The sequence below is a fragment of the Streptomyces sp. NPDC057302 genome (genome assembly GCF_042667685.1).
GTDB lineage: Bacteria > Actinomycetota > Actinomycetes > Streptomycetales > Streptomycetaceae > Streptomyces.
In genome coordinates this window covers 61,982-70,143 of sequence record NZ_JBHUZJ010000047.1, presented here as the reverse complement: position 1 = coordinate 70,143, position 8,162 = coordinate 61,982, and the positions used below count along the sequence as shown (strand labels likewise).

Here is an 8,162-nt window from a genome sequence, read left to right as displayed (position 1 = left end):
GCTGGGAGCCGGTCGCGGCGGCGCTCTTGCTAGTGGTCACGTGATTCCTGATCAGTTCTGGGCGTTCACGTAACCGTAGGCCCGGCTGCCGGGGATCCCGGCCCAGGTGGCCTTGGTGTAGTACTTGCCACCCGTGCTGGTGCCCTTGTACCCACCGCAGCCGAACGCCTGCTTGTAGCTGCGGGACGTGCTGGCGATCTTCGGGTCGGGCCGGAAGCTCTTGTCCTGGTAGATGTACGCGCTGAACGTCCTGGTGTCGTTCACCGGCACATCACCACAGGCCCTGGCGTGACCACTGCTCTTGCCCTTCCAGCGGTCACCGTCTTCCTTGTTGCCCGCGGTGGCTATGGAGAACGGAAGCCTGCTCCCACTGATCTCCCCCGCGACCGCGCCCACAGCCGGCACACCGATGGCAATAGCCGTCAGCGCCCCTACGACCGCGAGCTTGCGCTTCCCCGTGTACAACTTGCGCATCAATCCTCCAATGAAGCAGGACTTACTTGGTCGTTGATCACGCTATGTGTGGAATAAGCGACTCCGCCGACCAACGCATCAGCTGTGCCGACGATCACATCGAGTCGGCTCCAATGGGTCGGGTCCGATCGAGTCGGGTCCAACGGCGCCTGCACCGACGAGCGTTGCGAGCGGCTGCGCCGTATGACCCGCAAGGCGATCGGCAGGGCCCGCCAGATGCAGTCCGATGCGGTCGAGATGCGGCTGTAGTCAGCCGCGACCCGCGTCGACCGACAGCGGTGGCTCTCGGTACGCCGCCGCGCGGACCGACGAGGGAGTCCGATCCGCCCGGCACCCTCCGCCCGCCGGCACGGCGCCTGCCGTACAGCTCACCGCCCTGGCCGCTTTCGTGCACGCCCGCCTGGAAGAGGAAGAGGCCGCCGCGGACCTGTTCCACGAAGCCGACTGCCCCGCGACAAAGCGCTCGGCAACCAAGGCCCGGCCCCCTCCGGCTGCCGCACGCCACACCACGTCGACCGGATCCCGCGCTCCTGTCGCACCCCACACCGCATGCACCAGAAGGTCGCCGCACGCCGGAGCATCGCCCACACCAGCGAGGCCGCCGCACGCGAAGCCGACCACGGGGCCCCACCTGATCCCGCAACGAAGTGGACGCCTGCTGGAGCTGCAGGCACTCGCCATGAAGTACGAAGGGCACTGGCTGTGGCAGGAGGAGTGGCGGCCTTGATCACGCAGCTCTGCGCGGCAGCCGGTGGCGCAGACCCGCCCGGTCGATGGCCGTGCGGGCGACGGTTCCGGTCTCGGTGATGCCGACCGGGATACCGACCGCGTCCAACACCTGGCAGGAGCCCAACAGGCTGAACAGGCCGGTGTTGTCGCAGTAGGTGAGGGCGGACAGATCGAACAGCAGCCGCCGGACATCCCCCGGACGCGAGGCCACCCGCACCATCGCCATGGCTTCCTTCTAGTCCCCCACAGCAAAAGTGCCCGCTTCGTGACGAGTTGACGCATCGGGCCGGGGCCGCCCTGCTGGCCTGGAGACCGGGAAGAGTCGGGTATTTCGAGTCATCTTCACAAACCTGTACCAGCCATAGCTTACGGATGGTGCGGAGGTATGGCCTCCATCACAGCAGGTGACGACACCTTCTGGTTGAGTGATCTTCATCGAACGGGCACAGGATCGTCACCTCCCCAAGTGGGAGCTTCACCGTGCCCAAGGCCATTACCTGGAGGGGGACTTCTCACACCATGACCACCGCTACACCCAGACGTCGCGTACTTGCCCGCACCTCCGCAGTTCTCGTGAGCGCTCTTGCAGCGACCACGCTGCTCACCTCAGCCGCCACGGCCGACGACACCGACCCTGCCGGTGACACCGTCGATGTCACCGACGACGCGGGCACCGTCAGCCTCGACGAGGAGGGCCTGTTCGAACTGCCCTCCTCCGACAGCGGAGAGGTCCAACCCCGGAACTTCACCAGTAGCCTCGGGGGCTGGCTGCCCAGCAACCACGAATCCAGTCACTGGTCTGACAACGACTACACCGAAATCAAGTTCACCACCTGCACCCTGAGCGGCGCCACGGGCAAGTCCCTGCACGTCCAGCTGCATCAGGCCATCCCGTTCAGCCTGGACAAGAGCCTGGGCTCGAAGCGCTTCACGAACTGCTTCAAGGGCTCGGGCAAGACCTCAAGGGGCGAGTGGGACACGCACGTCTCCAGCGGCGACAACCGCTACTTCACCATCCCCAAGCACAACGACTCCGAGCACAGCCGGACCTCCTTGTCCGTAAAGAAGGTCTACGTCGACACCTCGAAGGCCGACTAGCAACGGCTGAAGTGGCATGAAGCAGAGCCGGGAAGCGCCCACGCGCTTCCCGGCTTCCCCCATTTCTTCACAGAGCGGCCTCGTTTCCTTGAACCTTCGCACCCGACTGCGCACCACCCCAGCCGTGTGGACCGCGCCGATCTGGCTCGGGATCATCGGTTTCTACTACTTCTACGCCCTGCACTTCGAGGACTCCCACCAGGAAGTCGTCAACGGTCCGCTTTGGGCACCCGAACAGGTCGAAGCTGCGCTGTCCTACTTCTACGCCTTCGCCTACGCCATCACCCTCGGGCTCGCCGTGTGGGAGGGCGGGCGATTGAAGCGGGACGGAGTGTGGCAACTGGCCCCTGGCCGGTCCCGCTACCGCGTGGCCGCACACACGCTGGCCCCCGTGGTCGCCGCCGGTTGGCTGGTACTCCTGCTGCCGGTGGTGATGCGCCTGATCGAAACCCGGCTCATGCCGACACCGGCCGCGCTGGCGCCGCTCTTCATGGCCATGGGCATCGTGTGCGCGTACGCGGTGATCGGCTGCGCCCTCGGACAGTTCACCCCCCGCATGATCAGTGCCCCCTTGTCTGCCGTCGCCGCGTTCTACGTGATCGTCGAGACCGTGAAGTACGACGCCCCGACGTGGCCCAGGCACGTCTCAGGCCAACCGGACACTTCCCTCGGGTTCGGCGAGGAATACGGCGCCGCCACGCTCCTCATCCCCTTCCTCTTCATCGCGGCGCCGGCAGCGGCGGTAGGCGTCTGGTGGATTCTTACGACAGGCCAAGGCCGATGGGCGATACGCGGCGGCGCCGCAGCGGCAGCCGCCGCGCTCATGACCACGTGCGCCAATGCAGCAGGTGGCTGGGCCATCGCGGACGGCCCCGTAACCTCCCATCACGCCGCAGCGCGCTGCACCGGCAGCGCACCGCGGGTGTGCATGGCCGAGACCGGCGGCGCGGTGGACGAACTCGACCAGGTACGCCGACAGATCGTGACCTCGACGGCCAAACTCCGTGCCGCGGGAGTCGACGTGCGCATGCCCGCCACCGTGTCCGACAGTCTCCTCAACGGCCGAGACCGCAAAGCCTCGTCGAATACCACCTGGTGGGTCCCGCTCTCCCTGCATGCCGGAGAGGCAGGGGGCGGAATGACCTCCGTCCGGTACGCCGTCCTACGCAACAGCGTCACCTTCCCCTGCGCCTTCCCCTCCTCCTTCGACTCCGCACCCTCGGCCGACTATGTCGTCAACCACGACGCGGCCATGCTGTGGGCCGCCACGGTCATCGACGCGGACCGGCCCTATCTGGCATGGCGCAGAGGCGAGTACGGCGGGACATTCCAGAACCCCCGCCAGGTCCTGAACAAGGTCACGCAACGCGCCGACGACGCCTCGAAGCTCCCTGCCAAGCAGCAGACCGCCTGGTTCCACAGAGAACAGGACAAGGCCTGCCGCCTCGTCGACCAGGGGACCAAGTCGTGATCTGGTGGCTCAAGGCCCGCCGCCTGCTCCCCGTGCTTCTGCCGGGCACCGCGGCATGCATCCTCATCGTCGCCCTCGCGCACGATCGGGCCATCGACCTACCCGGCATGCTGACCGCCGGCGCCAACCAGGTCTTCCTCATGCAGCTCATCCCCCTCCTGGTCACTTCCACTCTCGCCCACTGCCTCACCCAGCGTCTGGACGAGGCCGAAGTGGTGGCCACCCGGAACCTGCGCCGCCTCGACCTGCTCGCAGTCCTGACATGCGTATCGGCCGTGGCGGTGGCCGGGGTGGCCATCGGCGCCGCAGCAGGTTCCGACGAGGCCACCACGGTCGGCCGTAACACCGCCTTCCTCACCGGCCTGATGTTGTTGGCCGAAGCCGTGCACCCCAAGGCCGCCACAGTGGCACCGGTCGGATGGGTGTTCGCGATCATGTTCCTGGGCCACTCCGACTACCACCGTCCCTGGCCCTGGGCCGTGACTCTGCACGCCCCGTCCAACCTCCCCGCGCTCATCGTCTGCCTGATCGTCTTCCTCGGCGGCCTCATCGCCCAGTCCCGCATCCGCCGCACCATCTGAAAGGCCGCCCCGCCCATGCTCGTTGAACTCCATTCCGTGTCCTACTCGTACGGACGCAACAAACCCCGCATCCTCGACCAGCTCACCTACACCACCCCTCACGGCTTCACCGTCCTGCTCGGCCCCAACGGCGCCGGAAAATCCACGTTGCTCAAACTCGCCGCCGGCGTCAACCAACCCGCCACCGGCGCCGTACGCCTGGGGCGGCTGGCCTCGACGACCCGGGAATACCGCACCAAGGTCGCCTGGATGCCCCAGAGCATCACCGCGATGACAGGCCTCACCGCCCGCGAACAAGTCGCCTATACGGGCTGGCTCAAGGGCATGAACCGCACAAATGCCTGGGATGCAGCGGCCACCGCCCTGGGCCGGGTACAGATGGAAGAACGCGCCGATATGAAGACCAAACAGCTCTCCGGCGGTCAGCTGCGGCGTGTCGGCGTGGCCTCCGCCCTCGTCCACGACGCCCGCGTTCTGCTCCTCGACGAACCCACCGCCGGCATGGATCCCACCCAGCGCCGCGTCTTCCGTGATCTGATCCTCCGCCTCGCCACCGACGAGGTACAGGTGCTGATGTCCACCCATGACGTCGCCGACCTCGCCGAAGAGGCCGACCATGTCACCGTTCTCAGCGAAGGCGTCATCACCTTTACCGGCACCGCCGGGGACTTCCTCGACCACGCCCCCGCCCAAACCCCTGCAGGTCGACAGGCCGAAGCGGCGTACACCGCCCTCTCCACCCACACCTTTTCCGCCATGTAGTTCGAGTGGAGATCGCCCCGTCCGGTGACGTGGCGCTCGGCTGCTTCGGGACCCCAGGGCGGTGGCCGTCAACCACCGCCCATACCCCGCTCCCCCACACCCCCCAACGCAAAAGCCAGCGGCCCGACGATGGCTCATCGGGGCCGCTGGTCTGCTGTGCACTCGGCAGGATTCGAACCTGCAACCTTCTGATCCGTAGGTATTCGCGCCCACGAGCCTGCGTGTGTCGTCGTTGCCGTCAAGGTTGCCGCCATCGAGGGACGGCCAGTACGACCAGTTCAGTCGTACTCACGGAGGGCGGCAACCAATTGAGCGCCCTCCCGCGCTCCCCGCCGCTTCAGCAAGGCGGCCGTGGTGTGCAGCTCGTTCCACGAGTGCGGACGCCCGATGTCGGCGGCGTCGGGGACGCTCGCCACTGCCACTGACGCGGCTTGCCCGGACTCCCCGGCCCCGGCGAGTGCGTGCGCGAGGCAAGCGCGGTACCAGGTCTTGTCGCGACGGTACTCGTCCGGCAGTGCGGTGAGCCCGACCGTGATCTGGTCCACGGCTTCCTGCCAGTCGCGCAAGTGCAGTGCCGCCATGCCACGTTGCAGGGTGAACCACGTCTCGTCGTAGAAGTACATCCAAACCGGCTCGTCCTCGGAGTGCTCGGGCGCCCGGCGGATGAGCACCTGTGCCTCATCGAGCAGGCGGTGAGCGTCGTCGGCCTCACCGAGTCGATCCAGCCAATCGAGAGTGGCCACATCGATTCGGTGAGAGGAGTCGACCACGCTCGTCACGAGGGCCAATAGATCCTCATCCGGCGCTGCTCCCGGAAGCGAAAGCCCCGGAACCGGAATCTCTGTCGGGCCTGCCTCTGCTGCTACGTCCTGGAGTTCGGCCGGAATCCTGAGCCCGGCCACGATACGTTGCCGGACCTCGACGGAGGTGATGCGGCGGCGCTCCCGCTCGACGTCGGACACGTCGGGCTGGGCGAGACCTACCCGCTCCCCGAGCTTCGTCTGACTCAAGCCGGTGAGCTTGCGATACGTGCGAAAGACGGCGCCCCAGTCTTCGCTGGTGACCGCCGTGACTAGCTTCGGGGGGGGACCACAAGTTCTCGGGAGTGTCTCCCATATCTCCAATATAGGACCGGTCTATAGGGCCATGGGATGGGATCAACAGGTGTTCGGCGCCAGGGTCTTGCTGAAGAAGGACCCCCGCGACCGTGATGGACGGCCCAGGGGCGTGGCCATCAACCCAGGAGGTTGACGACATGACCCAAGCTAGCGCGAGACTTCAAGTGCCGACCCTGCCGCACGGTACGGAAGTGACGGCATGACGGTCACGACGCACTCGGCACGGCTGCTTCCCTGGTCGACTCCCGAGGGCAAGCCCTGCTACCTGTCCAGCGACGGCAACGGCTACCTGGCCCGCGTGGCGGACAACATCGAATCCGTTCAGCTCGGCATGGCAGATGACCTGCTGCGCGATGTCGCCGAGCTGCTCGACGACGGCAAGGCCACTGCTGATCAGCTCCGGTTCGCGCTGTCCTGCATGAGCTAGTCCCTGCGCGACACGAAGCGGATCGCAGACAGCAGGGGCACACGGCTGCCCATACCGGATGACGATCACGGCCCGGTCGACGCGGAGGAGGACGATCGCGACGGCGAGGATGGTCCGCAGCTCCCCGCTGATGCCTCCGTATGAGTGCGGGCGGCGTCTCACGCGGCCTGCTCGTTTCTCCGCCCAGCCGGGTCACCCGCCGCCATGTAGGACGGTTGCCGTCAACGCAAAAGCCAGAGGCCCTAGCGGTTACCCGCTAGGGCCTCTGGTCTGCTGTGCACTCGGCAGGATTCGAACCTGCAACCTTCTGATCCGTAGTCAGATGCTCTATCCGTTAAGCTACGAGTGCTTGTTTTTTCTGTTTTCTGTCTTCGCTCCCCGGCCTTTCGGCCCGTTCGCGGCGACAGGAAGAACATTACATGACCGCCGCCGCCATGTGAAATCCATTGACCACACCGCTTGCGACCTGCGGAAACATGCCTCACGGCGGTGAAACGCCGGAGCCCCGGTCCAGTGGACCGGGGCTCCGGGATCTTGCAGCGGAGGCGGAGGGATTTGAACCCTCGATGGGATGTAAGTCCCAAACCGCATTAGCAGTGCGGCGCCATAGACCGGACTAGGCGACGCCTCCAGCTTGCACTCCAGGCGCGAGCGCGAGGGGTGCGTGCAGATGATGACACAGCCGGGCGGCGTGTCACCAATCGCGGCTTCCACGGTACTAGTCGGGCGGCCCGCAGAGCAAAGCGCTTCTCCGCGCCCGCAACGTCGCGGCGTCAACGGCGTTAGACGCGGTAGAGCCCGTACGTGTTCGCGTACCCGGTACCCCGCACCCAGTGGAGCCCCGCCATGCTGCGCCGCCTCGTCCTCACCGCCGCCGCGTCCCTCGCCGCGCTGTCCGCCGCGCCTGCCGTCGCCCACGCCGACATGGGCTCCCTGAACCTGTCGACGCCGATCACCGAGTCGACCCCCGACCGGCTCACGGTGAAGGTCACCGACAGCGGGAACGGCCACGACGGGACGTTCAAGCTGGAATGCCACCCGTCGGGCGGCACACACCCCCAGGCGGAGGAGGCGTGCTCGAAGCTCGACCAGGGCACCTGGGGCCACGACACCTTCGCGCCAGCGCCGGCCGACTCCGTCTGCACCATGCAGTACGGCGGTCCCGCCACCGCGCACATCACCGGCACCTGGCACGGACGGCCCGTCGACGCGACGTACGACCGCAGCAACGGATGCGAGATCTCCCGGTGGGACAAGCTCGTCCCCGTACTGCCCAAGGCCGGCGCCTAGCACCCGCGGATCCCTTTCTGGCCATGGCCGGGGCCGGTTCCCGGCCACCACCGAATCCGTCCCGCCGCCACCCCGTCGTGACCAGGCGGTACGGAAGCCTCACATCTTCTGCGTGCGACCTCCCTCTCATCCGGCGTCGCGCGCGCAACCACTCCCCGTAGACTCCCTCCCGTGACACGCCGCGGGCCGCGGGGCAAGATGGTCTGGGCGAG

At 66.9% G+C, this 8,162-nt stretch carries 9 protein-coding genes and 2 tRNA genes; 6 read left to right on the top strand and 5 right to left on the bottom strand.

Annotated features, from left to right (window positions below):
- Positions 1-51: 51 nt before the first annotated feature.
- Positions 52-474: a hypothetical protein gene (locus ACFUPX_RS28290; protein ID WP_383328541.1), complete on the bottom strand. Its 423-nt coding sequence runs from the start codon at positions 472-474 to the stop codon at positions 52-54.
- 727 nt (positions 475-1,201) lie between these two features.
- Complete coding sequence (locus tag ACFUPX_RS28285) at positions 1,202-1,429, bottom strand: STAS domain-containing protein (protein WP_383328538.1); 228 nt, start codon at positions 1,427-1,429, stop codon at positions 1,202-1,204.
- A 347-nt stretch (positions 1,430-1,776) separates the two neighbouring features.
- Here ACFUPX_RS28285 and ACFUPX_RS28280 point away from each other — a divergent pair, with 347 nt between their 5' ends.
- The 4 genes from ACFUPX_RS28280 to ACFUPX_RS28265 all read left to right on the top strand — a co-directional run bounded on the left by ACFUPX_RS28280 (position 1,777) and on the right by ACFUPX_RS28265 (position 5,115).
- Positions 1,777-2,301, top strand: a complete 525-nt coding sequence (locus ACFUPX_RS28280; RefSeq protein WP_383328535.1) for a hypothetical protein — start codon at positions 1,777-1,779, stop codon at positions 2,299-2,301.
- Between the two features lie 88 nt (positions 2,302-2,389).
- On the top strand, positions 2,390-3,772 hold the full coding sequence (locus ACFUPX_RS28275) for a hypothetical protein (RefSeq protein WP_383328532.1): 1,383 nt from the start codon (positions 2,390-2,392) through the stop codon (positions 3,770-3,772).
- The gene (locus ACFUPX_RS28270; RefSeq protein WP_383328529.1) at positions 3,769-4,353 is read left to right on the top strand and encodes a hypothetical protein; all 585 of its coding nucleotides are present in this window, start codon (positions 3,769-3,771) and stop codon (positions 4,351-4,353) included. Before ACFUPX_RS28275 ends, ACFUPX_RS28270 begins: the two co-directional genes overlap by 4 nt.
- A gap of 15 nt (positions 4,354-4,368) precedes the next feature.
- Positions 4,369-5,115: an ATP-binding cassette domain-containing protein gene (locus tag ACFUPX_RS28265; RefSeq protein WP_383328526.1), complete on the top strand. Its 747-nt coding sequence runs from the start codon at positions 4,369-4,371 to the stop codon at positions 5,113-5,115.
- 278 nt (positions 5,116-5,393) lie between these two features.
- Here ACFUPX_RS28265 and ACFUPX_RS28260 read toward each other — a convergent pair whose 3' ends face one another.
- Positions 5,394-6,077 carry a hypothetical protein gene (locus ACFUPX_RS28260; protein ID WP_383328523.1) on the bottom strand — a complete coding sequence of 228 codons (684 nt, stop codon included), beginning with the start codon at positions 6,075-6,077 and terminating at the stop codon, positions 5,394-5,396.
- A 355-nt stretch (positions 6,078-6,432) separates the two neighbouring features.
- Here ACFUPX_RS28260 and ACFUPX_RS28255 point away from each other — a divergent pair, with 355 nt between their 5' ends.
- Positions 6,433-6,660, top strand: coding sequence for a hypothetical protein (locus tag ACFUPX_RS28255; protein ID WP_383328520.1), 228 nt, complete (start codon positions 6,433-6,435; stop codon positions 6,658-6,660).
- Between the two features lie 276 nt (positions 6,661-6,936).
- On the opposite strand, the gene ACFUPX_RS28250 is transcribed toward ACFUPX_RS28255, so the two are convergent.
- Both ACFUPX_RS28250 and ACFUPX_RS28245 read right to left on the bottom strand, forming a co-directional pair.
- A tRNA-Arg gene (locus tag ACFUPX_RS28250) sits at positions 6,937-7,009 on the bottom strand.
- A 191-nt stretch (positions 7,010-7,200) separates the two neighbouring features.
- Positions 7,201-7,291: transfer RNA gene (locus tag ACFUPX_RS28245), tRNA-Ser, on the bottom strand.
- 215 nt (positions 7,292-7,506) lie between these two features.
- Between ACFUPX_RS28245 and ACFUPX_RS28240 the strand changes: the two genes are divergently transcribed.
- Positions 7,507-7,950 (top strand): SSI family serine proteinase inhibitor, encoded by a 444-nt coding sequence (locus ACFUPX_RS28240; protein WP_383328559.1) that lies wholly within the window; start codon positions 7,507-7,509, stop codon positions 7,948-7,950.
- Positions 7,951-8,162: the final 212 nt, after the last annotated feature.